The 1659-nt window shown below is 46.6% G+C and carries 2 protein-coding genes; one reads left to right on the top strand and one right to left on the bottom strand.

Annotated features, from left to right (window positions below):
* Window position 1: 1 nt before the first annotated feature.
* Window positions 2-1297, bottom strand: a complete 1296-nt coding sequence (locus tag D9734_RS19385; protein ID WP_130209810.1) for a FliC/FljB family flagellin — start codon at window positions 1295-1297, stop codon at window positions 2-4.
* A gap of 123 nt (window positions 1298-1420) precedes the next feature.
* Here D9734_RS19385 and D9734_RS19390 point away from each other — a divergent pair.
* Window positions 1421-1659 (top strand): hypothetical protein (locus D9734_RS19390; RefSeq protein WP_130209812.1); only part of this gene is annotated, 239 nt, incomplete at its 3' end.

The following is a 1659-nucleotide window of genomic DNA, read 5'->3' on the forward strand; positions in this document are numbered from 1 at the left end:
ATTAACGCAGAAGCTGCAGAACGTTCTGCGGAACCTGGTTGGCCTGTGCCAGAACAGAAGTACCGGCAGACTGCAGGATGTTAGCGCGGCTCATATTAGATACTTCAGACGCGAAGTCAGCGTCGAGGATACGAGAACGAGACTCAGACAGGTTGTTAACGGTGTTGTTCAGGTTGCTGATAACAGAATCGAAACGGTTCTGTACGGCACCGAGGCCAGAACGCAGTTTGTCAACCTGAGACAGCGCGGCATCGATAGCTTTCAGCGGATCGGTGGTTGCTGGTTTGGTGTTAACTGCGGTTTTTAAATCAGTGATGGTCGCAGTGAAATTACCAGCCTTATCGTTGGTAGTATCCAGTTTGGCATTGGTTAAATTACCCGTAGCATCTTCCAGATAGTAGTTACCTTTACCATCGTCTTTCAGGGTGGTACCGGCCGGTACACCTGTTACTTGTGTAGAGTGATAAGCTTCCTGGTCTTTTACTGATGTAGGTGCTGTAGCCTTAGTAAAACCTGTATCCGCACCAGCACTATCGAAGGTCATACCGCCTTTACCGTCATCCTTAATTTCATAGTACTTATTTTTTGCCGGATCGGCATCTGTACCAATCTGGGCGTAGATTTTACCAGTTGCATCATCTTTAACAATATTATCCGCCTTTTTGGCACCTGCACCTGTGTCTGTGACATTAGCTACATCATACTTATAGCCTTCATCAACATTCACATTAGCGCCTGTTGTATTCAGGGTTGCGGCATTAATACCGCCAGCCACGTTGAAATCAGTCATCCCGAGGGTGCCGGCATCCATCTTGCTCAGATCGATACTGATAGTTTCGCTATCGTTAGAACCTACCTGAATAGACAGAGACTGATCCTGGCTGAGAACTTTAACGCCGTTAAATTCAGTCTGATTGGAGATGCGGTCGATTTCATCCAGACGGGCATTGATTTCGTCCTGGATGGACTGACGGTCAGAATCGGAGTTAGTGCCGTTCTGCGCCTGAACAGTCAGACGACGGATGTTCTGCAGGTTGTCGTTCACTTCGTTCAGCGCACCTTCAGTGGTCTGAGCGATGGAGATACCGTCGTTAGCGTTGCGGGAAGCCTGAGTCAGACCAGAGATGCTGGCGGTGAAACGGTTGCTGATAGCCTGGCCAGCAGCATCGTCTTTTGCGCTGTTAATACGCAGACCAGAAGACAGGCGTTGGATCGCAGTGCCGAGAGTGGACTGAGATTTGTTCAGGTTGTTCTGTGCAACCAGGCTCAGTGCGTTGGTATTAATGACCTGTGACATGATATATCCTCAATTAAAACCTGGCGGTGCGATCCGCCCAAAATAGAATTTAAATAAAATATGCGTTATGACTGCCGCATACCCTATATATCGGCGCACCCATAAAATGGCTAAAGCGTATTTATGAAAAATATAAAATTCTTATTTAAGATTATTAATAATCTGATTTCTGGTGTGAAGTTGGCGCTGGCAGCAGGAGAGGGGATATTTATTTTCGGATTCTCTGACGAAAACGGTTGTCAGGAAACAATAAATTTTAACGACTGGATAAAAATAAAATCAGCCCGGGGGGATACCGGGCTGGTTGAGATTATCAACAGAATTAGTCTGCCAATACAGAGATTAACGCAGAAGCTGCAGAA

The sequence above is a fragment of the Escherichia sp. E14S1 genome, from assembly GCF_004211995.1.
In the GTDB taxonomy this organism is placed as follows: Bacteria; Pseudomonadota; Gammaproteobacteria; order Enterobacterales; family Enterobacteriaceae; genus Escherichia.

What these genes read in the sequence shown, in the direction of transcription:
- D9734_RS19385 (WP_130209810.1), bottom strand. Translation starts at nt 1,297, where the DNA reads ATGTCACAGGTCATTAATACCAACGCACTGAGCCTGGTTGCACAGAAC.